Source organism: Brucella sp. LJL56, from assembly GCF_054871705.1.
Window position 1 is genome coordinate 105,465 of record NZ_JBTXLQ010000009.1, and the last position, 23,908, is coordinate 129,372.

A 23,908-nucleotide genomic window follows, 5' to 3' on the forward strand; every position below is an offset into this window, starting at 1 on the left:
CTGCTTTGCAGCAGGCATGGTGGGACATTAGCCCCAAGCGGCTGAACGCTCGCCAAAGATGATGTTCATTTTGGGTTCATTGTGCGGCCGATCCCCCAAAATGTAGGCCCCTATCGATCAGGAGTTGTTACGCAAAGTGACAGCGCGTGTAGACTTCGTTTCGCGATCGCCACGCGCGTGCGGCCTTGAAATGAAAAAGAACCGTTCCCAAATGAGTTTTGCGGTCGCCTGGAAGGGGCCGCCGGCATCCAGGAATTCGCCATAAGGGAATTTCGCCGCCCTGTATGATCCCGAATGGGCTCAGCGCTCTTCGGAAAAGATCATGCTGAAACAAGCATCATGTCGCTCTAAAGGAGGGCTAACACATGCGTCACGTAGATTTTTCCCCGCTCTATCGTTCCACGGTTGGTTTCGATCGGCTTTTCACCATGCTTGATACGCTCGCTTCGCCGGAAGGTAACCAGTCCTATCCGCCGTATAATATCGAGCGCACGGGTGAGAACACCTATCGCATCACGATGGCGGTTGCGGGCTTTTCCGAAAGCGAACTCGAAATCGAAGCGCACCGCAACCAGCTCACCATCAAGGGCCAGAAGGCCGATGAGAATGCTTCAGATATCGGTGAAGTTCTCTATCGTGGTATTGCCTCGCGTGCTTTCGAGCGCCGTTTCCAGCTTGCCGACTTCGTTGAAGTCGCCGGTGCGAGCCTGAAAAACGGTCTCCTGCACATCGATCTCAAGCGCGAAATTCCTGAACAGATGAAACCGCGCAAGATCGAAGTCGCCAAGGCTGGCTCTGACAGCGCTCAGCAGATTGAGGCGAAAACCGCGCATTAAGCTCGGCGGATAATGAATAAGAAAAGGCGGCGCTTGATGCGCCGCCTTTTTCATAGATATTAAAGAGCGTCAGGCGATCAAGTCGGCGAAACGGTCGATATCTTCTTCCGTATTGGCAAAGCTCGTCACGAAGCGGGCGAAAATTTCGCCCTCGCTGATGCGGTTCACTTCTGAATGCGGCGGGTTCCAGTCGTAGAAGATTGCACCCGCATTGCGTAGACGGTCATAGACCGACTGTTTCATGATGGCGAAGACCTCATTGGCTTCCGGCTTCCAGGCAAGGCGCATCTGGCTCGACGCATTGATATGACCGGCGAGGCGCGTTGCAAGCGCGTTCGAATGACGGGCCAGTTCAAGCCAGAGATCATCCTGCAGGTAAGCATCGAACTGCGCTGCTACAAAGCGGGTCTTGGAGAAGAGCTGCGCCGCGCGCTTGCGAATGAACGGCAGATCCTTGGCACGTGCCGGGTCCATGAAGACCAGTGCTTCGGCGCACCAGCAACCGTTTTTCGTGCCACCGAAGGAAACGATGTCCACGCCCTGTTTCCATGTCATTTCTGCCGGCGTCATGTCCAGCGAAACAAGCGCGTTGGCAAAACGTGCGCCGTCCATGTGCAGCGGCAGACCGGCATCGCGGCAGATCTTGGAAATGGTGGCGATATGTTCGGGCTGGTAGAGCGTGCCGACTTCAGTCGCCTGGGTGATGCTGACCGCCATGGGCTGCCCGGCATGAACGAAAGCCGGGTTGAAGCGCTTTAACTCGCGTTTGAGAAGTTCAGGATCGATACGACCATGCGCACCGTCGATCGGATGCAGGCGTGCGCCGCCAGTAAAATATTCGGGCGCGCCGCATTCGTCTTCGATCACATGCGCCTCACGGTGCACCAGCGAAACCCCGCCGGGCCGGTTGACACTGGCGAGCGCCAGCGAGTTGGCGGCTGTACCGGTTCCGACGAAGAACACCGCGACTTCGCGCTCGAACAACTCGTTGAAGCGCTGCTCTACACGTTTGTCGATCTCGCTTGCGCCATAGGCTGCCGCAAAACCTGCAGCATGCAACGAAAGGCTTTCGGCGATTTTCGGATGGGCGCCTGCCCAATTGTCTGACGCAAAGTGCACGTGTTCCTCCGGATGAGTTCAATAGGCTTTCGCACAGTCGATGTGTCTATAAACTGTCTGACAGAAGCGGTTAAGGCCTGACGCGCTGGAAAAATGCTGTCAAATTGCTCAATTTTTAGGCGTTTTCGGAAAAGGCGAGGGCGCGCCAAACTGACGCAATGGTGCCTGTACGCAATTAAAGTCCAGTAAAATCACGTCTTTTGATATTTTATTACGGAAGGTGCTGAGAAAAATTGCGTTTCCATCTTGTGAGGCAATTTGAATTCTGTCATACGTAATTAGGACAGCAATGCTGTCCAATTAGAGGCTGATGCAGACGAAAAGGATAGAATATCCTAGCCGTCGGCTTCAGAAAAAGCGCCGTGCTGGCGGGCCATCGGCCTGACGGTGACCGGCGCTGCGACTGTGACAGGGAAGATTCGCGTGCGCCTTAATCTGGCGGGCTGAGTGTTGTCTGTCCGAGCCTGATGAGAATAAGGCGCAAAACATTGTTCCTCGCACCGGCTTTGCCCGCTTGGCTTTGCCATTTGTCTGGAACCTCGTCCAACGCCTTGTCGATAAGGCTTTCCATATATCTAGAACAACGGCGAGATGGTTGTCACTATCTCGGTATATACTGATCGCGCGCCTCATGAAGAGGGCCAAACGGAGGGAATGACGATGACGCATTTGACGCCATCTGTATCGCATGTGGTTTCTCACAACGTACAGAACGGAACGGTCAAAGCTGCGACGACGGCTTCTATCCGAACGACGCGAAAAACCAAGGCGGCGGGCGTTCCCCCAGCTCAAGGTCTCTACGATCCGCGCAACGAGCATGATGCGTGCGGCGTTGGCTTCATTGCCCATATGAAGGGCAAGAAGTCGCACGAGGTCGTGGAAAACGGCCTCAAGATGCTGGAAAACCTCACCCATCGCGGCGCCGTCGGCGCCGACCCGCTGATGGGTGACGGCGCTGGCATTCTCGTGCAGATTCCAGATCGCTTCTTCCGTGAGGAAATGGCACGTCAAGGCATCGACCTGCCGCAGCCGGGCCATTACGGCGTTGGCTACCTGTTCATGCCGCGTGACGCAAAGCTGCGCGCCCACGCTGAAGAAATCGTCAAGGAAGTGGTCGCTGCCGAAGGCCAGCAGTTCATCGGCTTCCGTGAAGTGCCGGTCGATAACTCATCCTTGTCGAAAGCGCCGGATATTGCTGCGACCGAACCGTTCCATGTTCAGGTCTTCATCGGCCGCAACCCGATGCTGGAAATGGACGATGATTTCGAGCGGCGCCTTTTCGTGCTGCGCAAAGTCATTTCCAACCGCATCTATCAGGAAAACGACGGCGACGATAACGGCTTCTACGTCGTTTCCATGTCGGCGCGCACGGTCGTCTACAAGGGCATGTTCCTGGCTTACCAGGTCGGTGCCTATTATCAGGACCTGAAGGACCCGCGTTTTGAAAGCGCGGTGGCGCTGGTTCACCAGCGTTTCTCGACCAACACCTTCCCGTCCTGGCGTTTGGCTCACCCTTACCGCATGGTCGCGCATAACGGCGAAATCAACACGCTGCGCGGCAATGTGAACTGGATGGCGGCGCGTCAGGCTTCGGTCGACTCTGAACTGTTCGGCAACGACATTTCCAAGCTGTGGCCGATTTCCTACGAAGGTCAGTCGGATACGGCCTGCTTTGATAACGCGCTCGAATTCCTGCATCAGGGTGGCTACAGCCTCGCCCATGCGATGATGATGCTGATCCCGGAAGCATGGTCGGGCAACAAGCTGATGGCGGATGATCGCCGTGCGTTCTATGAATATCATGCTGCCCTGATGGAACCATGGGACGGCCCGGCTGCCGTGGCCTTCACCGATGGCCGCCAGATCGGCGCGACGCTGGACCGCAACGGCCTGCGTCCGGCCCGCTACATCGTGACCGACGACGATTTCGTCATTCTGGCTTCGGAAGCCGGTGTCTTGCCGGTGGACGAGAAGAAGGTCGTCAAGAAGTGGCGTCTTCAGCCGGGTCGTATGCTGCTCATTGATATGGAAGAAGGTCGCATCGTTTCCGACGAAGAAATCAAGTCGCAGATCGCGCAGAAGCATCCTTACAAGCAGTGGCTGGCTAACACCCAGCTCATTCTGGAGGACCTCAATCCGGTCGAGCCGCGTGCGCTGCGCAAGGATGTTAGCCTTCTCGACCGCCAGCAGGCTTTCGGCTACACTCAGGAAGACACCAGACTTCTGATGTCCCCGATGGCGACCACCGGTCAGGAAGCTATCGGTTCGATGGGTACGGATACGCCGATTTCGGCCATGTCCGACAAGTCGAAGATGCTGTTCACCTATTTCAAGCAGAACTTTGCGCAGGTCACCAACCCGCCGATTGATCCGATCCGTGAAGAACTGGTGATGAGCCTCGTTTCCTTCATCGGTCCGCGCCCCAACATTTTCGACCTTATCGGCAATTCACGCCGCAAGCGTCTGGAAGTGCGCCAGCCGATCCTGACCAATGGCGATCTGGAAAAGATCCGCTCCATCGGTCACACGGAAGATCGTTTCGACACCAAGACGCTCGACATCACCTATAATACGGGTGAGGGCGCAGCCGGTATGCATGGCGCCATTGAGCGTTTGTGCGACCGCGCAGAAGCGGCTGTTCATGGCGGCTACAACATCGTTATCCTGTCTGACCGTCAGGTTGGCCCGGACCGCATTCCGATCCCGGCTCTGCTGGCGACTGCTGCCGTGCATCATCATCTGATCCGCAAGGGTCTGCGGACTTCGGTCGGCCTCGTGGTCGAATCGGGCGAACCGCGCGAAATACATCACTTCGCCTGCCTTGCAGGCTATGGTGCCGAAGCCATCAACCCGTATCTCGCCTTCGATACGCTGCTCGACATGCATCGCCGCCGCGAATTTCCACCGGAAGTCGATGAATATGAAGTGGTCAAGCGCTACATCAAGTCGATCGGCAAGGGCATTCTCAAGGTCATGTCCAAGATGGGCATCTCGACCTACCAGTCCTATTGCGGCGCGCAGATTTTCGATGCGGTCGGATTGCAGTCGAGCTTTGTCGACAAGTACTTCTTCGGTACCGCCACCAGCATCGAAGGTGTTGGCCTGGACGAAATCTCGGAAGAAACCGTGCGCCGTCACACCGATGCCTTCGGCAACGACCCGGTTCTGCTAACCGCGCTGGAAGTCGGCGGCGAATATGCCTACCGCATGCGCGGCGAGGCGCATTTGTGGTCGCCGGATGCGGTTGCCAAGCTGCAGCATGCAGTGCGCACTTCGAACCCGGAGACCTTTACCGAATATACGAGCATGCTCGACTCCAAGTCGGCGCAGGCCAAGACCATTCGTGGCCTGTTCGATATCCGCTTTGCCGAAGAGCGCGGTCTCAAGCCGGTTTCCATCGACGAAGTCGAGCCGGCGGTCGATATCGTCAAGCGCTTCTCAACAGGCGCCATGTCTTTCGGCTCCATCAGCCGCGAGGCACACACCACGCTGGCGCGTGCGATGAACGCCATTGGCGGCAAGTCGAACACAGGCGAAGGCGGTGAAGAACCGGATCGTTTCTATCCGCTGCCGGATGGCACGCCAAACCCGGAACGCTCTGCGATCAAGCAGGTTGCATCGGGCCGTTTCGGCGTGACGACGGAATATCTCGTCAACTCCGATCTGATCCAGATCAAGGTCGCGCAGGGTGCAAAGCCCGGCGAAGGCGGCCAGCTTCCAGGCCACAAGGTCGATGCGACCATCGCCAAGACCCGTCACTCGACGCCGGGCGTTGGTCTCATTTCGCCGCCGCCGCACCACGACATCTATTCCATCGAAGATCTGGCGCAGCTCATCTACGATCTGAAGAACGTCAATCCGGCTGCAGATATTTCGGTCAAGCTGGTGTCGGAAGTGGGCGTCGGCACGGTTGCTGCCGGTGTTGCCAAGGCACGCGCCGATCACATCACCGTATCGGGTTATGATGGCGGCACGGGCGCTTCGCCGCTCACCTCGCTGAAACATGCCGGTAGTCCATGGGAAATCGGCCTTGCCGAAACTCATCAGACGCTGGTGCTGAACGGGCTCCGCTCCCGCGTCGCCCTGCAGGTCGATGGCGGTCTGCGGACCGGTCGCGACGTGGTTATCGGCGCGTTGCTCGGTGCCGACGAGTTCGGTTTTTCGACGGCCCCGTTGATTGCTGCTGGCTGCATCATGATGCGCAAGTGCCATCTGAACACTTGCCCGGTAGGTGTGGCGACGCAGGACCCGGTTCTGCGCAAGCGCTTCAAGGGCACGCCGGAACACGTCATCAACTTCTTCTTCTATCTGGCTGAAGAAGTGCGTGCGTTGCTGGCCTCCATGGGCTTCACCAAGCTGGAACAGATCATCGGCGAGACCGAGCTTCTGGAAAAGCAGTCCATGATCGACCACTGGAAGGCCAAGGGTCTCGATTTCAGCCGCATTTTCTACAAGCCGGAGGCCGAGAAGCACGAGATTCACTGGACCGAGCGTCAGCATCATCCGATTGAAGACGTTCTCGACCGTAAGCTGATTGCCGAGGCCGTGCCTGCGCTTGAAGAACGCAAGCCCGTCAAGATCGACATCGGCATCAAGAATGTCGACCGTTCTGCCGGTGCGATGCTGTCGGGCGAAGTTGCCAAGCGGTTCCGCCACAAGGGCCTGCCGGAAGACACCATTGCCGTTACGCTCCGCGGTACGGCTGGCCAGTCCTTCGGTGCCTTCCTGGCACGCGGCGTCTCGTTCGAACTGATCGGCGATGGCAACGACTATGTGGGCAAGGGCCTTTCGGGTGGTCGCATCGTCATCCGTCCGCCGGAAGATACACGCATCATCGCCGAGGATTCCATCATCGTCGGCAATACCGTGCTCTACGGTGCGCTTGAAGGCGAGTGCTACTTCCGCGGCGTTGCAGGCGAGCGTTTCGCCGTTCGCAACTCCGGCGCAGTCACGGTTGTCGAAGGCGTGGGCGATCACGGTTGCGAATACATGACCGGCGGTGTCGTCGTGGTTATCGGTCAGACGGGTCGCAATTTCGCGGCGGGCATGTCGGGCGGCGTCGCCTATGTGCTTGACGAGGAAGGCGATTTCGCCCAGCGCTGCAACATGGCAATGGTTGAGTTGGAACCGGTTCCGGAAGAAGACGACATCCTCGAAAAGCTGCATCACCATGGCGGTGACCTCATGCATAAGGGCCGTGTGGACGTTTCGGCCAATATGACCCATCATGATGAGGAACGTCTGGTGCAGCTAATCGCCAATCATCTGCACTACACAGGCTCGACGCGGGCGAAGGATATTCTCGACAATTGGGAGAGCTATCGCCCCAAATTCGTGAAGGTCATGCCGGTCGAATACCGTCGCGCTCTGGAAGAGATGGAGCGCATGCAGATCGGTGTCGCGGCTGAATAGGACATGATCCTGAAAAGTGGAGCCCGGCCTTCGGGTCGGGCGCCCTTCGCCATGTGAGAGATAACAACGCCCTGACATGCCTGCGCGTCAAAGATGACGCGGCGGACAGGGCAACTTCCGGCAAAGCAGACCATGCGCTGGTCGCAGGCCGAGGGGAGTAGAAGAATGGGTAAGGTAACTGGTTTTCTAGAGATCGACCGTCAGGTAGCAAAGTACCAGCCGGCGTCGGATCGTATCCGCCACTTCCGCGAGTTCACCATTCCGATGACGGATGGTGAAGTGCAGAAGCAGGCTGCGCGCTGCATGGATTGCGGCATTCCCTTCTGCCATGGGCCGACGGGCTGCCCGGTGCATAACCAGATCCCGGACTGGAACGATCTCGTCTATAACAACAACTGGGATCAGGCGATCCGCAACCTGCATCTGACCAATAATTTCCCCGAATTCACCGGTCGCGTCTGCCCGGCGCCCTGCGAGGAAGCTTGCACGCTGAACCTCGAAGATACGCCGGTTGCCATCAAGACGGTCGAACAGGCGCTGGGCGACAAAGCCTATGAGCTCGGCTACATTGTGCCGCAGCCTGCCGCCAACAAGACCGGCAAGTCGGTCGCCATCATCGGTTCAGGTCCCGCCGGTCTTGCCGCTGCGCAGCAGCTCGCGCGTGCCGGTCACATGGTCGATGTCTATGAGCGCGAAAGCCGTCCCGGCGGTCTCTTGCGTTACGGCATCCCAGACTTCAAGATGGAAAAGCACCTCATCGACCGCCGTGTCGCGCAGATGGAGGGCGAGGGTGTCCGCTTCCTGTGCAGTGTGAATATCGGCGTCGACAAGCCGTTGCGCGGTCTTCTCGATACCTATGATGCCGTGCTTTATAGCGGCGGCTCCGAAACGCCACGTCCCGCCGGCATTCCCGGTGCCGATCTTGAAGGCGTGCACGATGCCATGCCTTATCTCGTACAGCAGAACCGTCGCGTCGGTCGCGAGAATATCGAATCCGTTGCCTGGACTTCGGCACCGATCCTGGCGGGCGGCAAGCACATCGTTGTCGTTGGTGGCGGTGATACGGCTTCGGACTGTGTTGGCACAGCTTTCCGTCAGGGCGCGGTCAATGTCACCCAGCTCGATATTCGTCCGCAGCCGCCGGAAAAAGAAGACAAGCTCAGCGTCTGGCCTTACTGGGCGACCAAGATGCGCACTTCTTCCAGCCAGGCTGAGGGTGCTGCCCGCGAGTTTCAGGTCGCAACGCTGGAATTCATCGGTGAAGAAGGCCGCCTGACCCATGTGAAGTGCTGTCAGGTTGATGAAAAGCGCAAGCCAATTGCTGGCTCCGAATTCTTCATCAAGGCTGACCTCGCTTTCATCGCTATCGGCTTTGCCGGTCCGGGCGAAGACAGCGTGGTCAAGGAACTGGGCGACAGGCTCGATGTCGCAACTGATCGCCGCGGTTCAAAGTCGGTCAAGGCCAATGAGCATGACTACCGCACCAATGTCGACAAGCTCTATGCCGCAGGCGACGTGCGCCGGGGTCAGTCGCTGGTCGTCTGGGCCATCCGGGAAGGCCGTCAGGCAGCGCACGCTATAGATGCTGATCTGATGGGGAGTTCGGTTCTGCCGCGCTAAGAGAGGCCTATAGAAATGAAAAGCCCGCCAGATTGGCGGGCTTTTTGTTTTTAGCCTTGGCTGCGTCGCGACTTCATCACCAGATACGCGACGGCGAGAAGCACGAACCAGAGCGGGGTGACTTTCAGCGCGGCTGCGGTGTCGGGTTCCTGCGCCAGTGCCCAGAGGATGAAAGCAAAGAAGGCGAAGACCATTACAACGGCGGCACGTCCGCCCGGCATCTTGAATGTGGACTTTTCATGCAGGTCCGGGCGCTTGCGGCGATATTGCAGATAAGACGCCAGAATGATCGACCAGATGAAGATGAAAAGCAGCGCCGAGATCGTCGTGACGATGGTGAAGGCTTCGATGATGCTCTGGCCAGCATAAAGCAGAACTACGCCTGCGAGCAGGAAAACGCACGAGAAGAACAACGAATTGACCGGTACTTTCCGCTTGTTCAGCTTGCCGAGCGCCTTCGGCGCGAGTTTGGAAGTGGCAAGACCGTAGATCATGCGCGAGGTCGAGTAGATGCCGGAATTTGCGCTCGACGTTGCCGAAGTCAGCACGACGAAATTCACGACATGGGCTGCGATGCCGAGACCGGCGAGCGAGAACATAGCGACGAACGGGCTTGAATTCGGATCGACCTGATCCCACGGGATGACGGTGATGATGACGAACAGCGCACCAAGATAGAACAGTACCACGCGGATCGGGATGGAATTGATTGCCTTGGGCAGATTGCGCTCCGGGTCTTTGGTTTCAGCGGCGGCGGTGCCGACGAGCTCAATGCCAACGAAGGCGAAAACCGCGATCTGGAAACCGGCAACGAAGCCAAGGAAACCATTGGGGAAGAACCCGCCATGGTTCCATAGATGGGCAACGGATGCCTGACTGCCATTCGGAAGCGTAAAGCCGGTCGAGAGCATGTACACACCAGCAACGATCAGCCCGACAATAGCAACGATCTTGATGAGGGCGAACCAGAATTCGATTTCACCGAAATTGCGCACTGTCGGCAGATTGAGCGCCAGAAGCGTGAAGATCAGCCCGAGCGCTGGTACCCAAAGCGCAAGCTCCGGGAACCAGAATGAGACATAGCCCGATACGGCAACAACATCGGCCACGCCCGTCACGATCCAGCATAGCCAGTAGGTCCAGCCAGTGAAGAACTGCGCCCATGGCCCAAGATAATCGCCTGCGAAATCCGCAAAGGAACGATATTCGAGGTTGGACAGCAGGATTTCGCCCAGCGCGCGCATAACAAAGAACAGCATGAAGCCAATGACTGCATAGACAAGCAGGATCGACGGGCCAGCCAGCGAAATGGTCTTGCCCGAGCCCATGAAAAGGCCGGTGCCTATCGCGCCGCCAATGGCGATCAGTTGCAGGTGTCTGTTGGACAGGTTACGTGCAAGATGGGGGGCCTCCTCCCGATGTGGATCGGCAGAAGGCTTTGATGCGATGTTCATTCAAACGCCTCTTGTGGTTGGCCGACGCTGAAAGACAACCTCGCCTGGGCGAGGAGGAGCGTCCTTCCCGTACCGCCTTTTCAGGCAGACTGTGCCTTCTGATAGACGATGTGAGCGCTCCTGTGAACAGAGCGGAATGTAGCAATTGGAATCATATTGGATAGAGAAAGCCGCTGGGTACTGATCAAACAATAGCTTAATCGAGCTGGTGCGGCCCAATAACTAGGGATTTGCGTTCTTCTGCGGCCAGGAAAAATCGTCGGCTCTTCCAGGTGACGGTTTGATTTCAGTGCGGGCTGGGCGCGTGGCTTGCGGGCGCGCAAGGCTACCACCGAGCAGAACGCCGCTTTGATCCTTGTCGATGTCGCGAATACTGACCGGCGCCACGCGGTCCACCGGTTTTGATGGATCATGCGCGCCGACCGCGGGCAGTGGCTGGTCTTCTTCCTTCGCGCCGCCGAGATAGGCACGAAGCGGCTTTTCCGCATAGAAGGCGAGCTTGCGCTTGCCGGCTGAAGTTATGTTGATGCCGTCATTACCGCGCAAACGCGCGGTCTGACCGTTAATATCGAAACCGGTTTGCGTGAAGTTTCCGTCCTCGTCAACAAAACCGTCCCAGACATCGGCGAATTTGCCGCCAGCCTTTTCGGTAGCTGTGCGATAGATTTCATTGAGCGCCAGCATATCCTGTGACATGCCTTTCGGGCGGAAGGGCGGCTGGCCGATCCACACCAGAGGAAAGTGCTTGTCGTTGATGACTTTGATGAAAGCAGTGACCCGCTTTTGATATTCTTCATTCCATTCCGGGGACCGGGGCGGCAGGCTTGCGCCTTTCTCGGTGATCGCCTGCCTGTCGTTGGAGCCGATCATGACTACAACTGCAGCGGGCTTCTCCTCCTCCAGTATCTTGCCGATATTTTCGGGCCAGTTGAAATGGTCGTTGCGCACAAAGCCTGAGGAGCCGTTTATCCGGGTCACGACCTGGAGGTCGGCGTCGGATGCGAAAGCAACATCAAGGCCTTCGGCCAGGCCGTTGCCGATGAAGTCGCCGACGACAAGGACTTTCTTTGCATCCGGCTTTTTCTCGACGAATTCGACCGCGGGGCTTGCCGCTGGCGGCGGTGTCGGGCGTGAAGCGGGAGAAGCTGACTTGGGGCGCTTCGCCTTGGGTCGGGCGCGTTGCGGGGCACGTTGCTCATATTGACGCTGTGGTTGCGCCTGCCGGGAGCCAAACAATAGATCGAAAAGCGTTCTCGGCCGTTCCTGTGCGGATGCCGTGGCGATGTCTGAAAACAGCAGCGCTGTCACCGCCAGCACGATGCTGAAAGCTTTCACAAGCTTGGTCACAGTCCGATTTCCACGCATCCGTTTCGTCTTCATGGCTTGCATAATAGCTTGGCAATCTTGAAAAACAAAATGGAGCGCACTTTTGGTAAAGTGCGCTCCATTCGATCAATCCGACAGTTTAACGACGGCGCAGAACCGACAGGACTTCCTTGCTCGGATGGCCGTCCGGCTGAAGTCCGTTGCGCTGCTGGAAGGCTTCAATAGCTGCCCGCGAGGTGGAGCCGATCTTGCCATCGATATTGCCGTCATAATAGCCGAGCGCCTTCAGATGCGTTTGCAGCTCCTGGCGCTCGTTCATGGTGATTGGCGTAAATGGACGGTTCCAATCCTGACGCAGTCCCTGATAACCGCCGATGCGGTCCGCGAGGAGGCCGACAGCGAGCGCATATTTGTCGGCATTATTGTAACGCTTCAACACGAAGAAATTCTTCGTCATCAGGAATGCCGGGCCCTGACGACCATCCGGCACTTTCAGCGTTGCCTTTTCGTTAGGATCGGGGAAGGCGCGTCCGTTAGCGCGAACGAGACCGATTTTCTGCCATTCGGCGATCGAAAGCGAGCCGGAAGGGAACTTGCGTCCCTGTGGTAGAGCTACCTCGTAGCCCCAGCTACGGCCCGGTTGCCAGCCATTGCGATGTAGCAGATTTGCCGCCGTGCCCAGCGCATCGGGAACAGAGTTCCAGATGTCGCGCTTGCCGTTACCGTCTATATCGACTGCGTAGGCCTGATAGCTGGTCGGGATGAACTGCGTGTGGCCGAGCGCACCGGCCCAGGAGCCGGAAAGATGACCGCGGTCGATATCGCCGGTCTGGAGAATCTTCATCGCGGCAATTAACTGCGTGCGGCCATATTTGGCGCGACGCTGGTCCGCATAGGCGAGTGTCGCCAGCGAACGCACGGCGTCGCGCATCACGTCATCGCGCTTGAGAATTTCGCCATAATTACTTTCCATCGACCAGATGGCGAGCAGGATATTGCGATCGACCGAGAAACGCTGCTCGATGCGCTGGAGCCATGGTCCCCATTTGCGGGCCATGTTCTGGCCGACCGAGACGGATTGCTCGTTCACGCGGTTATCGACATAGTTCCAGACAGGTTCGGTAAATTCAGGCTGGTAGCGTGCCTTTTGCAACACGACCGGATCCGGTGCATCGACACCGCGGAATGCGCGATCGAAAGTGGAAGGCGAAACACCTGCCTTTATAGCGACAGGGCGAAAACTGGCGACCCATTGGCGAAATTTTGCATCGGCCAATGCGGAGCCGGTTGTCAGTGTGGAGGCAAGCACAGCTATCGCAACCGTTGTAGCTGCTTTCAGCTTCAGCGTCTGGCCCACCGTGAATGGAAATCGCAGCATTCTGTGTTTCCCTTCTGCAATCAAATTTAGCCGATACCGGCGCGTTTCCCTTCGATCTGGATTCTGCGCGCTCCGGATTGCATTAGTCAATTAATACCATCCTGTGTTGAATTTGAGCCAGCAGAAAATTCCGGATCGAACCGTTGAACGATCAAATTAGAACCTCTCGGTTAGCAATTGGTTTACCATCGCGGGCTTGCTTGAAAAATTGCCCGAAATTTCGAAAAGTTTTTGAATCAAGCAACATTAAGGTCGGGTCATTGAATGTGATGGGATGAGCCACGCAATTTCGTCGTTCTTTAATGAAAAGGCCTTATTTGAAATTCAGTCGTTTCAATGCTTTGATAGCAAATCTGAAATAGTGAAATCGAGGAGAGGAATGAGTTCTATCCGAAAAATTCGCAAGGCCGTCTTCCCTGTTGCAGGTCTTGGCACCCGCTTCCTGCCCGCCACCAAATCCATTCCCAAAGAAATGCTGACTGTCGTGGACAAGCCCGTCATCCAGTATGTGGTCGATGAGGCGCGCGAAGCAGGTATCGAGCATCTGATTTTCGTCACCGGGCGAAACAAAGCGGTCATCGAAGACTATTTCGATGCACAGGTAGAGCTATATTCCACGCTTGCCGAACGCGGCAAGACTGCTGAACTGGAGCATCTTCAAGATATCCAGCCGCAGCCGGGAACGACCAGCTTCACCCGTCAGCAGGTGCCGCTTGGTCTCGGTCATGCGGTCTGGTGTGCTCGTGAACTCGTCGGCGACGAACCTTTTGCTCTCTTGCTGCCGGACATGGTCATGCAGTCGAAGAAGGGCTGCCTGAAGGAAATGGTCGAGCTGTACGAAAATACTGGCGGCAACGTCATTGCCGTGCAGGAATGCGATCCGGAGGAAGCCCATAAATATGGCATCGTCGGCAAAGGCGAAGCCATCGGTAGCGGTTTCGAGATCACGCAGATGGTCGAAAAGCCTGCCAAGGGTACGGCACCGTCCAATCTCTATATTAACGGTCGCTATATTCTGCAGCCGGAAATCTTCGAGCTTCTGAGCAAGCAGGAAAAAGGGGCCGGCAACGAAATCCAGCTCACGGATGCGATGCTGAAGCTTGCCGATGCCCAGAAATTTTTCGGTTTCGATTATCGAGGCCTGACATTCGACTGCGGCTCCAAGGCGGGCTTCATTGAAGCCAACGTCGCGTTTGCGCTGTGGCGCAACGACATTCGGCCTTCGGTTGAAAGCTCAATCGGCAATCTGCTGAATACTATCAAGCCTGCTTGATATAAACCTGCCTGAACTCTGGTCACGCCCCCTGCAAAGGGGGCGTTTTTTTATGGTTGTGGGCGAGCTCCGGTGAAACTTGCTTTTTTCGACAATGACAATAGGTATTTGACCTAGAACGTATCCCGAAAAGTGTGAAACCCTTTCACGATACGATCGATCAAACAAGTTTTCTCCCCATCATAAGGAAGAATCGCATGCAGGAATTCGAGCAGACGATGGGGGCAGGCGCGCTCATCTCCATCGCGGTGGGCGCTGTGTTATTGTTGCTTTTACTCATCATCCGGTTTCGCGTCCATGCGTTCGTAGCGCTTATAATCGTCAGCCTCCTGACAGCGCTTGCGACCGGCATTCCGGCAGGCAATATTCTGGCGACAATCACTTCCGCCTTCGGTTCTACTCTCGGCGGCGTAGCGCTTCTGGTCGGTCTCGGTGCGATGCTGGGCCGGTTGCTTGAAATATCCGGCGGCGCGCAGGCGCTTGCCGATGATCTCATCAGGCGGTTCGGCGAAAAACGCGCCCCCATGGCGCTTGGCATCGCATCGCTCATCTTCGGCTTTCCGATTTTTTTCGATGCGGGACTGGTCGTGATGCTTCCCGTCGTCTTCACCGTCGCGCGGCGCCTCAAGGGAAGCCTGCTTCTTTACGGTATTCCGGTCGCCGCAGCTTTTTCGGTGATGCATGTTTTCGTGCCGCCTCATCCGGGGCCGGTGGCGGCATCCGAGCTGTTGGGTGCGGATGTGGGGCTTCTCATTCTGGTCGGGATCGTGGTCGTCATACCTGTCTGGTTTATTGCCGGGCACCTTTTCGGCGCATGGATCGGCAAGCGGATCAATCTTCCTATCCCTGAGAGTTTTGATGCCGGGAAGAACGCAGAAGAGGCTCTAAATCCTCCAAGCTCCAGCCTGGTCATATTGCTTCTCCTGTTGCCGCTGGTTCTGATTTTCATCAATACGGGTCTGGATTTCGCCCGTGCACAAGGTTGGGTAAACGCCCAGGCCGACTGGTATCAACTTGCGCGGATGATCGGATCGACACCGGTCGCTCTTCTGATTTCGGTGCTGGTGGCATCTTATGTGCTGGGACCCCGGCGCGGCAGGGACTTGGCCAGTGTCGAACGCATTCTCGATTCGGCGCTCGGTCCGGTGTGTTCCATCATTCTGATTACAGGCGCGGGCGGAATGTTCGGTGGCGTCCTGCGTGCTTCCGGTATCGGTGACGCCTTGTCAAATGCGTTCGCCAATACCGGACTGCCCGTTATCGTGGCGGGCTTCCTGATAGCAACGATCTTGCGCGTTGCGCAGGGGTCGGCAACGGTGGCGCTGATAACTGCTGCCGGACTTGTTCAGCCTGCGGTTCAGGCGGCCGGATATCACGGACTTGAGACTGCGGCGGTGGTGATCGCCCTTGCTGCAGGGTCGGTCATGCTCTCCCATGTCAACGATTCCGGTTTCTGGCTCGTTGGACGTTTCTTCAATATGGACGTCAAGACAACGCTGAAAACCTGGACTGTCCTGGAAACCCTCATCGGGCTTCTGGGGTTCGGCATGGCGTGTATTCTGTTCTGGCTCGCTTAGGCCGACCACGACACGGCATCCCGAAAGGGATGCCGTTCTATCTGTTTATCTTTACGCATTATCCAACGCATCGAAGCGGGATAAGAAATCAGTCCAGTGAACTGGTTTCCCCGCGTAGACGCTACGCACTTTTGCTGGAAACGCTTTAGCGTTGAACCTTCACGCCGAGATAGACGCTGTCGGCTGTATACTCGCGGTCAGATATCCTGCTTGTCAGGAATTCGTGACGCAGGCGTGCATCCAGCCCAACGAAACGATTGATCCAGTAGGTTGCGCCGATCTGCGCGCCGATTGTGTAATCGGTTCCGGTGCCATCCTTGTTTTGCCGGATATTGGCATCAAGCCTGCCGTTGAGGCTCAGGTCGGAGCGTATGCGACGGGTCACATCAAGGCTTGCGAAATGCAGGAGTGATCCGGCAATGCCAGGCGTGGTCGAAGTGTCGACAATTGTTTGCGCATAGAGACGCATGTCGGTTCCGCGTAGCGGTGACCAGTTGAGCGCTGCATTGATCGAAGGACCGCTAATGTCGCTGAGACGGGAATCGTCGCTGTTGGCACGCATGTAACCGGCGGCAAATTCGCCGTTCAGCTTCTCGCCCATATCCAGCATCATGCCGCCGCGCAGCGCAAATTGCGATCCGCTGCGCTCGTATCCGTTGTTGTCCATTTTCTCGTCGAAGATGCGCTTGCCCAGTTCCACTTCGGTGAAGGGTTTGATTGCGGGGGACAAGGAAAAGCCGCCGCGCAATGTGACGCTGGCATAGGTATTGTCGCGGTCTTTCTGAGTGACCGTGCCTCCGGACGACAGCTCCGCATCGCCGTAAATATTGTGTTCAACCCGCCCGGTTGCACTACCGAAGATAAGGCCCATGTCGCGCTCGACGCCGAGACTTCCGTTGAGGGTGTGAACCAGAGGACGCTGCAAGGCGTCGACCACGCCGTTGGGGCTCGACGCGCTCTCACGACGCAACCGGTACCCTGCACCGGTGTTGACGGTCGTTTGGTCGCCGAGATCGAAGCGTAGCTTACCCTGAATATCGACCTGCGGTTCGGAGACGTCTTCGCCCGAAATGGATTTGGCCCAGGTACCTGATGCGTCAAGTGTTGCCTGATGGCGCGCCCAATCCGACTGTGCGTTGAGCCGCAATGTGGTTTCGTTAAGAACTGCGCTGGAGCCGGTTGCGCTGCTGTCGCCATTCGTCGTGACACGGATACCCTGTTCCAGCGACGGTCGCAGGATGAACGAGCCGGTGCGAATGCCGATCGGCGCGAATGGGTCGACTTCCTGTGTGATGCCGCGTCCTTGCTCAGGCAACTGCCGGAAGTTTTCGCGTTGCGCCCGGCCCGTTTCTTCGCTTGTCTCGGTGTCGACTGAGCCGACACGCATATTGTCGGGTTGCAGCGGCTGGTGGTCCTGCGAAACGGCAACTGCCGGAACGGTTTGCGCCGTTGTTGCCGCATCTGTCGCGGGTGTGCTTTCAGGCGGGGTATAACCGTCGTCGGTCGCTTCACCGCCACCATCGTCATATCCAGGTGCGGCAAGCCCACGATTTGCAAGCGTTTCCGGTGAGGATGCGGAAAGCACATCCTCGGCAACGCTTCCGCGCAGATAGGCTTCCTGAGCAAAGGAAGGGCCATGACCGATTGCCATCGCCACGCCCGCCAGAAACAGGCATTGCAGCCTGCGGGCAATGGGCGTCGAACCGCCGGATAAGGCCTTGGCAAAAAGCATGTCGTGTTTTCAAACCGTCGCAACGTGGTAGATGAACGGTAAAGGCACATGGTTAATTCTTGGTTGCTATGGTCGAATTCAAGACCATGTTTCGCTGCACAAATGTTTGGACAACCGGCTGCGAAGAAGTTAACCCTTGCCGCCATGGAAAAGCTCGATCAGATCATCCCTCCGGCAGACGCGGAAGCAGCCATCGCTTCAGCGCTGCGCACCATAAAGACTGAAAATGCGGGCCTTGTTGCGCTGGAAGAAGCACTGAATGACGGCCTTTCCGGTCCATTTGTCGAAGCGGTGAAGCGTATCGTTGCGTCGCGCGGACGTCTCGTCGTCACGGGCGTGGGCAAAAGCGGCCATATCGGCTCCAAGCTTGCCGCCACTTTTGCTTCGACCGGTACCTCGGCATTTTTCGTTCATTCGGCGGAAGCCAATCATGGTGATCTTGGTATGATCGGCCGCGACGATGTCATCCTGGCCATTTCGTGGTCGGGCGAAACGGCGGAACTGAAGGGTATCGTCAATTATTCGCAGCGTTTCCGCATTCCACTGATCGCAATCACCGCAGGCGAGAATTCGGCGCTCGGTCGCGCGGCGGATGTCGTCCTGCTATTGCCGAAGACTGCGGAGGCCTGCCCGCACGGTCTGGCGCCCACGACCTCGACAATGATGCAGCTTGCCATCGGTGATGCGCTGGCAATCGCGCTTTTGGAAGCGCGCGGCTTCACCCCGAGCGACTTCAAGACCTTTCATCCCGGCGGTTCGCTGGGCGCAAGCCTCATCCATATTCGCGATATCATGCATCGCGGCGAACGCCTTCCGCTGGTGAGGGTGGGGACGTCGCTACCGGATGCGATGAAGGTTCTGGCACAAAAGAGCTTTGGCTGTGTGGTCGTCGTCGATGACGGTGGTGATCTGGCGGGTATCGTTACCGATGGTGACATATCGCGCAATCTGAGCCGCAATCTCGCGGCATTGGCGGTTGATGACATCATGACGCGCAAGCCGAAGACGGTGGATCAGAACATGCTGGCGACCGCAGCACTCAACACCATCAATGAAAATCACATCGGCGCGCTGATCGTCGTCGAAGCCGGACGCCCGATAGGGCTCGTGCACTTCCACGACCTGTTGCGGATAGGCGCGGCGTAAGGGAGTAAGGGAGTAAGGGAGTAAGGGAGTAAGGTAAAAATCACTCGTTTTTAGCTTATCCGATTCCTGTTTATTCCCCTATTCAGCAACTTCAATCTCCAGTGAAACGGGATCGAAAGCGATTACGTGAACTTCTGTTCCCGTCGGCAGATCAGGCCCTTTCACGCGCCACATCGTATCGTTGATACGGATACGCCCACGGCCGTTGATGATCGGCTCCGTCAGTGTGGCGCGTTGGCCGACAAGCTGCTCGCCGCGACGATTGAGAAAAGGTTCGTCGGCGTCGCTGCTGCGTGAGCCGAAAAAGCGACGGCCCAAAAGCACAAAAATTATGGATAGAACCAGAAACGCGACGGTCTGAAACTGCCAGCCAAATCCTGCCGTTGAAGACAGGAGAAAGGCCAGTGCACCCGTTACAAGTGCAGCAAGCCCGAACCAGATGAAGAAAAAGCCGGGCGCCGAGATTTCCAGAATGAGCAGAACCAGCCCGAAAACGAGCCAGTTCCAGATGCCGAGACTGGACAGAAACTCGATAATCATGGCGCCCTCTCTCTGTTTGTACGCATTACCCTACGCAAAGCCGCTTTGCACTTTTGCCAATAACGCTCTATCTTTTTGTCTTTACGCGCATCTTGTTCCGAAAACCGTTTCACACTTTTCGGGATGCGCTCTAGCGCCCCGCGGTTGGAACGCTACGTGAGCGGGAAGGCGTCGGCGGCTGCGGTGCCGGATCGATCGGTCGGTTACCATCACCAAAAACTTCCTTGGCAATTGCGCCAATACCGCCAAGCGAGCCGATGAGGGAGCTTGCCTCAAGCGGCATCAGTACGATCTTCTGGTTCTTGGCGCTGGCGATATTGCTGAGCGCTTCCGTATATTTCTGTGCTACGAAGTAGTTAAGCGCCTGCACATTGCCGTTGGCAACGGCATCAGAAACCATGGTGGTGGCCTTCGCTTCGGCTTCAGCGAGGCGCTCGCGGGCTTCCGCTTCGCGCTTGGCTGCTTCCAGTTTGCCTTCAGCTTCAAGAATCTGCGATTGCTTCTGGCCTTCGGCGCGCAGAATTTGTGCGTTGCGATCGCCCTCGGCCTCCAGAACCTGCGCTCGCTTGTCACGCTCGGCCTTCATCTGGCGCGCCATCGAGGCGACGATATCTGCTGGCGGATTGATATCCTTGATTTCCACGCGGGTCATCTTGAGACCCCATGGGTGCGCTGCTTCATCAACGACCCGCAGCAGGCGGTCATTGATCGCATCGCGGTTCGACAGCAGTTCATCAAGATCCATCGAGCCCATGACCGTGCGGATGTTGGTCATGGTCAGATTAAGGAGCGCATATTGCAGGTTCGCCACCTGATAAGCCGCCTGTGCTGCATTCAGCACCTGATAGAAAGCCACGCCATCGACGCCGACGATAGCGTTATCGCGGGTGATGACTTCTTGTGTCGGCACATCGAGCACCTGCTCCATCATGTTGAGGCGCGCACCGATGCGGTCGAAGAACGGTACGATCAGGTTCAGGCCTGGATTGAGCGTACGCGTATAGCGACCGAATCGTTCGACTGTGTAGTTAAACCCTTGCGGCACGGTCTTGATGCCGGCAAACAGCGTTGCCAGAACCAGTGCGGCCAGAATGAGCAGCGTGATATCGAAACCGGTCATTGTCTTTCCTTAAGGCAATAGGGCAATCGGGCAATAAGGCAGTAGGTGGAATCTATCACAGGTCAGAACATACTGCCCTATTCCCTTACTCCCCCTACTCCCTTCAATCTAAACCCATCCCTGTAATTCGCGGCGCACCAGTGTCTCGATGACCTTCATGCCGTCTTCGCTGTCGTTGAGACAAGGAATATGGCTGAAATTCTCGCCGCCATTTTCAAGAAATTCTTCGGCGGCCTCGTTGCCGATCTCATCCACCGTTTCCAGACAGTCGGCAACGAAACCCGGATTGAGAACAGCCATCGACTTGACCCCGTGCTTGGCCAGCTCTTCCACCGTTTCGTCCGTATAGGGTTGCAGCCATTCTTCCGGGCCGAAACGCGACTGGAATGTGGAGCGAAACTGGCTGTCATCAAGGCCCAGCCGCGCCTGCAACAGGCGCGACGTTTCAAGACATTGCTGGCGATAGGGATCGCCCTTGTCCGAGTAGCTTTTCGGAATGCCGTGATAGGATGCGAGAACCACTTCCGGCTTGAAAGAAAGCGTTTCCAGATGCTTCTCGATGGAGCGGGCCAGTGCTTCGATGTAAACGGGTTCCGTTTCATAGGACGGCACGATGCGCACAGCCGGCTGGAAGCGCTTTTTCATAAGCGCTTCGAAGAACTTGTCGTTCACTGTTGCGGTCGTCGTTGCCGAATATTGCGGGTAGAGCGGAAACATGACGATCCGCTCGCAACCTTGCTGCAGCAAACGATCAGTTACGCTTTCGATGGATGGCTGGCCATAGCGCATCGCCCAGTCCACGATCACATTTGGATGGTCGGCAAGTGCCTTGGCAAGCTTCTCGCCCTGCGCGCGCGTATAGGTCCGCAACGGAGATTCGTTTTTCTCGCGATTCCAGATGCGGTCGTAAAGCTTGCCGGAACGTTTCGGGCGGGTGTTGAGAACGATGCCGTAGAGGATCGGATACCAGATAAGGCGGGGCCATTCGATGACACGGCGATCCGAAAGAAACTCGGCCAGATAGCGCCGCATCGGGCCGTAACTCGTGCCATCCGGCGTGCCGAGATTGACCAGCAGAACCCCGACCTTTGGCAGCTTTACCTGCATCTCAGGCTTGGTTGTCTGGCTGGGCTTCTCCTGCACTTTATCCATCTCACTCATCTTCCGACTCCTGTTCAGCCGGAAAACTAGAGAAAAAAAGACAAATTACAATCCTGACAATTGCCGCTGGCAAAATTCTATCGGCGCAGATGTTTTCCGCGCCGTAAATATTTGAAATTTACCCAAGATATCGGGTGCTTACCCTACCGCCTTGCGCGTCAGGGAGAAGCGTGAACCCGATGACGACGTGCAGTTGAGCTGCGCCGGCGACACGAGCGCGCAGTTCACTTTCGACGACGTGCCGCGCACGATGGAGCGCATGTCGATTTCGACAAGCTGCGGCGACTGGTAACGATAGTTGCCCTCGGCCAGCTTCTCGTTCGTGTCGGTGGCGCGGGTTTCGAAAATGCCGCCGTTGAACGATGAGACGATGCCGTTTGGATCAACCCAGCTACCTTCGATGCCAGCCGGGCCACGGGAGACGGTCGGAGTATTGCCGCCGACCGGGCCGGTCGTTTCACACGCGGCCAACGCCAGCGACATGACTGCAAGAGGGGCAATGATGCGGAAGCGTTTCATATCCATGCTCTCCATTAGAGCATTTCCGAGCCAGAATTGTGAAATGGCTGGCGCCTGAAATGCTTAAAACCAAGTAATTAGAGCGGCTTCAACGATTCCGTGCTGATTGGAACCGCTCGGGGATGATTAGTTTGATGTATTGAAACTTGCACGAAAACAAGCCCTCATTGTGAGGATTACGCGATTGTTGCGAAACTGCCGCAATGAAAACTGCCCGATTTTTACCGGGCAGTTGTTTCAGTTCAGCGCACCAGAATATTCCGGAACTGCCACGGATCCTTGGTGTCGAGGTCTTCCTTGAACAAATGGCCGCGACCTTCCAGTGGCGTCCAGTCGGTATAATAGCCGTTCACCGGGCCAAGATATTGCATCTGGACTTCGAGACAGCGGCGGTAATCCATTTCATCGGTCTCGACAATGCCGCTTCTCGGATTTTCCAGAGCCCAGACCATACCTGCCAGAACGGCTGAAGAAACTTGCAGGCCGGTTGCGTTCTGATAGGGAGCAAGCTTGCGCGCGTCCTCAACGGTTAGCTGCGAGCCGTACCAATAGGCATTCTTCTCATGGCCATAGAGCAGAACGCCAAGTTCATCGCTGCCATCCAGAATTTCGTGTTCTTCCAGAACGTGCTGCACCGGCTGCGCCCGGCCAGCGGCGCCGAACATTTCATCAAGCGCCAGAATGGCGTCATTGCTCGGGTGATAGGCGTAATGGCAGGTCAGGCGGAAGTCGAGCTTGCCCTTCTTGTCGCGCAGCGTGAAAAAATCGGCGATGGAAATCGCTTCATTATGGGTGACCAGCAGGCCATATTGTGCGCCGAGCGTCGGGCACCAGGTGCGAATGCGGGTATTGCCGCCGGGCTGTTCGAGGAAGATCGCAGCCTTGTTGCCCTTCTTCTGCTTGCGAGCATTCTTGGGCATCCATTTTTCATGGCTGCCCCAGCCAAGCTCCGCGGGCTGCAAGCCTTCGGCAATGAACCCTTCCACAGACCACGTGTTCCAGAACGTATTGAAAGGCTTCGGCTCCTTGGCGCGCTGGGTATCGCGTTCCGCGATGTGGATACCCCTGACGCCAGCCTTCTTCATCAGCTTTGCCCAGCCGTGGCGATCATTTGGCGCCGGTTCGGTGAAATCAAGTTTCAGTTCGGTCGCAAGGTTGACGAGCGCTTTCTTGACGAACCACGACACCATGCCCGGATTGGCGCCGCAGCAGGAAACGGCGGTCGATCCGCCGGGGTTCTTGCGCTTTTCGGCGCGAACGGTTTCGCGCAGCGCATAATTGGTGCGCGAGGCATTGTCGGCCTCTTCATCGAAATAGAAACCGAGCCAGGGCTCCACCACCGTATCGATGTAGAGTGCGCCATGCTCTCGGGCGTAACGCATCAGGTCGAGTGATCCGGTATCGACCGAAAGATTGACGACGAAAGGCTGACCTTCCGTTTCCTTCAGCAGAGGACCAAGGACCTTCTTGTAGTTGTCCTTGGTGATTGCTTCCTTGATGAAGCGAATGCCCTTGTCATCGAGTATCTTGCGATTGGCTTCGCTCGGATCGATCACGACCATGCGCGATTTGTCGAATTTGAAATGACGCTCAATCAGCGGCAGGGTACCGCGCCCGATCGACCCAAAGCCGATCATGATGACGGGGCCGGTTATCTCACCATAGACTTGCCATTTCGCTTTCGCCATTTTCTTC

At 56.8% G+C, this 23,908-nt stretch carries 16 protein-coding genes; 6 read left to right on the forward strand and 10 right to left on the reverse strand.

Translation table 11 applies throughout. From position 1 onward, the window contains the following. Nucleotides 1–365: 365 nt before the first annotated feature. Nucleotides 366–836: an Hsp20 family protein gene (locus ACYSN1_RS19880; RefSeq protein ID WP_461727248.1), complete on the forward strand. Its 471-nt coding sequence runs from the start codon at nucleotides 366–368 to the stop codon at nucleotides 834–836. A 69-nt stretch (nucleotides 837–905) separates the two neighbouring features. Here the strand turns inward: ACYSN1_RS19880 and ACYSN1_RS19885 are convergent, their stop codons facing one another. Further along, nucleotides 906–1,955: a threonine aldolase family protein gene (locus tag ACYSN1_RS19885; RefSeq protein ID WP_461727249.1), complete on the reverse strand. Its 1,050-nt coding sequence runs from the start codon at nucleotides 1,953–1,955 to the stop codon at nucleotides 906–908. 660 nt (nucleotides 1,956–2,615) lie between these two features. On the opposite strand from ACYSN1_RS19885, the gene gltB reads away from it, so the two are divergent. Together gltB and ACYSN1_RS19895 are read left to right on the forward strand one after the other, a co-directional pair. Beyond that, the gene (gltB, locus tag ACYSN1_RS19890) at nucleotides 2,616–7,367 is read left to right on the forward strand and encodes a glutamate synthase large subunit (RefSeq protein WP_461727250.1); all 4,752 of its coding nucleotides are present in this window, start codon (nucleotides 2,616–2,618) and stop codon (nucleotides 7,365–7,367) included. 165 nt (nucleotides 7,368–7,532) lie between these two features. Continuing rightward, nucleotides 7,533–8,987 carry a glutamate synthase subunit beta gene (locus ACYSN1_RS19895; protein WP_461727251.1) on the forward strand — a complete coding sequence of 485 codons (1,455 nt, stop codon included), beginning with the start codon at nucleotides 7,533–7,535 and terminating at the stop codon, nucleotides 8,985–8,987. 50 nt (nucleotides 8,988–9,037) lie between these two features. Here the strand turns inward: ACYSN1_RS19895 and cycA are convergent, their stop codons facing one another. The 3 genes from cycA to ACYSN1_RS19910 all read right to left on the reverse strand — a co-directional run bounded on the left by cycA (nucleotide 9,038) and on the right by ACYSN1_RS19910 (nucleotide 13,145). Further along, nucleotides 9,038–10,441 carry a D-serine/D-alanine/glycine transporter gene (gene cycA / locus ACYSN1_RS19900; RefSeq protein ID WP_461727252.1) on the reverse strand — a complete coding sequence of 468 codons (1,404 nt, stop codon included), beginning with the start codon at nucleotides 10,439–10,441 and terminating at the stop codon, nucleotides 9,038–9,040. A gap of 222 nt (nucleotides 10,442–10,663) precedes the next feature. Next, entirely contained in the window at nucleotides 10,664–11,806 is a 1,143-nt protein-coding gene (locus tag ACYSN1_RS19905; RefSeq protein ID WP_461727253.1) for an SGNH/GDSL hydrolase family protein, read from the reverse strand. Nucleotides 11,807–11,906: 100 nt separating this feature from the next. Beyond that, nucleotides 11,907–13,145, reverse strand: a complete 1,239-nt coding sequence (locus tag ACYSN1_RS19910) for a lytic murein transglycosylase (protein ID WP_461727254.1) — start codon at nucleotides 13,143–13,145, stop codon at nucleotides 11,907–11,909. Nucleotides 13,146–13,524: 379 nt separating this feature from the next. Here ACYSN1_RS19910 and galU point away from each other — a divergent pair, with 379 nt between their 5' ends. Both galU and ACYSN1_RS19920 read left to right on the forward strand, forming a co-directional pair. Then, a complete protein-coding gene (gene galU / locus ACYSN1_RS19915) occupies nucleotides 13,525–14,418 on the forward strand; it encodes a UTP--glucose-1-phosphate uridylyltransferase GalU (RefSeq protein WP_140021775.1) in 894 nt (297 codons plus the stop codon). Between the two features lie 197 nt (nucleotides 14,419–14,615). Further along, complete coding sequence (locus ACYSN1_RS19920; protein WP_461727255.1) at nucleotides 14,616–15,995, forward strand: GntP family permease; 1,380 nt, start codon at nucleotides 14,616–14,618, stop codon at nucleotides 15,993–15,995. Between the two features lie 145 nt (nucleotides 15,996–16,140). Here the strand turns inward: ACYSN1_RS19920 and ACYSN1_RS19925 are convergent, their stop codons facing one another. Next, the gene (locus ACYSN1_RS19925) at nucleotides 16,141–17,727 is read right to left on the reverse strand and encodes an outer membrane beta-barrel protein (RefSeq protein ID WP_461727256.1); all 1,587 of its coding nucleotides are present in this window, start codon (nucleotides 17,725–17,727) and stop codon (nucleotides 16,141–16,143) included. Nucleotides 17,728–17,871: 144 nt separating this feature from the next. Between ACYSN1_RS19925 and ACYSN1_RS19930 the strand changes: the two genes are divergently transcribed. Further along, nucleotides 17,872–18,873, forward strand: a complete 1,002-nt coding sequence (locus ACYSN1_RS19930; RefSeq protein WP_461727343.1) for a KpsF/GutQ family sugar-phosphate isomerase — start codon at nucleotides 17,872–17,874, stop codon at nucleotides 18,871–18,873. Nucleotides 18,874–18,951: 78 nt separating this feature from the next. Here the strand turns inward: ACYSN1_RS19930 and ACYSN1_RS19935 are convergent, their stop codons facing one another. The 5 genes from ACYSN1_RS19935 to ACYSN1_RS19955 form a co-directional block, all read right to left on the reverse strand. Next, nucleotides 18,952–19,413 carry an NfeD family protein gene (locus ACYSN1_RS19935; protein ID WP_461727257.1) on the reverse strand — a complete coding sequence of 154 codons (462 nt, stop codon included), beginning with the start codon at nucleotides 19,411–19,413 and terminating at the stop codon, nucleotides 18,952–18,954. A 130-nt stretch (nucleotides 19,414–19,543) separates the two neighbouring features. Next, nucleotides 19,544–20,533 (reverse strand): SPFH domain-containing protein, encoded by a 990-nt coding sequence (locus tag ACYSN1_RS19940; RefSeq protein ID WP_461727258.1) that lies wholly within the window; start codon nucleotides 20,531–20,533, stop codon nucleotides 19,544–19,546. 108 nt (nucleotides 20,534–20,641) lie between these two features. Continuing rightward, nucleotides 20,642–21,694 (reverse strand): ferrochelatase, encoded by a 1,053-nt coding sequence (gene hemH / locus ACYSN1_RS19945; protein ID WP_461727259.1) that lies wholly within the window; start codon nucleotides 21,692–21,694, stop codon nucleotides 20,642–20,644. A 138-nt stretch (nucleotides 21,695–21,832) separates the two neighbouring features. Next, nucleotides 21,833–22,213, reverse strand: a complete 381-nt coding sequence (gene omp10 / locus ACYSN1_RS19950) for an outer membrane lipoprotein Omp10 (RefSeq protein ID WP_140021781.1) — start codon at nucleotides 22,211–22,213, stop codon at nucleotides 21,833–21,835. A 242-nt stretch (nucleotides 22,214–22,455) separates the two neighbouring features. Continuing rightward, nucleotides 22,456–23,901: a homospermidine synthase gene (locus ACYSN1_RS19955; protein WP_461727260.1), complete on the reverse strand. Its 1,446-nt coding sequence runs from the start codon at nucleotides 23,899–23,901 to the stop codon at nucleotides 22,456–22,458. Nucleotides 23,902–23,908 lie beyond the last annotated feature (7 nt).